Source organism: Synechococcus sp. BA-120 BA3 (assembly GCF_034931285.1).
In the GTDB taxonomy this organism is placed as follows: Bacteria; Cyanobacteriota; Cyanobacteriia; order PCC-6307; family Cyanobiaceae; genus Cyanobium.
In genome coordinates, this window is sequence record NZ_JAYGHZ010000197.1 from 1 (window position 1) to 1027 (window position 1027).

Here is a 1027-nt window from a genome sequence, read left to right on the forward strand (position 1 = left end):
GCCCCCTCCCCCGCCGCCCCCTGGCGCGCCCGGGGCGGCTCCCTGCTGGCGGCCCTGCTGCTGACCGTGATGCTGGTGGGCTGCAGCGCCGCCGCCGCGGGCCTCAATTCCTTCCAGAGCCCGGATGGCCGCTACGCCTTCCTGTACCCCACCGGCTGGACCCGGGTGCAGGTCAGCAACGGCCCCCAGGTGGTCTTCCACGACCTGATCAACAGCGACGAGACCCTCAGCCTGGTGGTGTCGGAGGTCACCCCCGACCGGGATCTCAGCCAGCTCGGCAGTGCCGTCGAGGTGGGCGAGACCCTGCGGCGCAGCGTCATTTCGCCGGCGGGCAGCGGCCGCGACGCCGAACTGGTGGAAGCCCACGAGCGGGAGCAGGGGGGCCGCACCTACTACGACCTGGAGTACACGGTCCATCTGGCCGACCGGGATCGCCACGAGCTCGCCACGGTGGTGGTCGACCGCGGCCGGCTCTACACCTTTGCCGCCAGCACCAACGAAGCCCGCTGGAACAAGGTGAAGGACCTGTTCGCCGTGGTGATCGGCTCCTTCACCCTGCAGATCTGAGCGTGGCCGCCCCCGGCCGGCTGACCGTCATCGGGGGCGGGCTGGCCGGCAGCCTCCTCGCCCTGGAGCTGGTGGAGCGGGGCCTGGCGGTGACCCTGATCGATGCGGCGGAGGCCACGGCCACGGCCCTCAGCTATGGCGGGGTGGCCTGGTGGGCCGGGGCCCCCGGGCCCCTGGGCCGGCTGCTGCGCCAGCTGGGCGTCGAGGTCACCGAATCGGGAGAGGCGGGCGCGCAGCAGACCCTGTTCCATGCGCCCGAGATCACCTCGACCTTTGCCCCCTATGATCTGGTCCGCCAGATGCGGGCCTCGTTCAATGTGCTGGGGCCTCTGCTGGCCCGCACGGGCGAGGCACGGGTGTCGCTGCCGGGCGGGTGCACCATCGGGGCGCGGCCCGTGGACCTGCACCTGATGGCGCTGAAGGCGCTGGGGGCCGAGATCGCGCTGGAGGAGGGCTATGT

2 protein-coding genes are annotated in these 1027 nt (G+C 72.4%); both read left to right on the plus strand.

Annotated features, from left to right (window positions below):
- The first annotated feature begins 42 nt into the window (after nt 1-42).
- Nucleotides 43-567: a photosystem II reaction center PsbP gene (gene psbP / locus VB737_RS07225; RefSeq protein ID WP_500312242.1), complete on the plus strand. Its 525-nt coding sequence runs from the start codon at nt 43-45 to the stop codon at nt 565-567.
- Between the two features lie 2 nt (nt 568-569).
- Nucleotides 570-1027 (plus strand): carboxyvinyltransferase (locus tag VB737_RS07230; protein WP_500312241.1); only part of this gene is annotated, 458 nt, incomplete at its 3' end.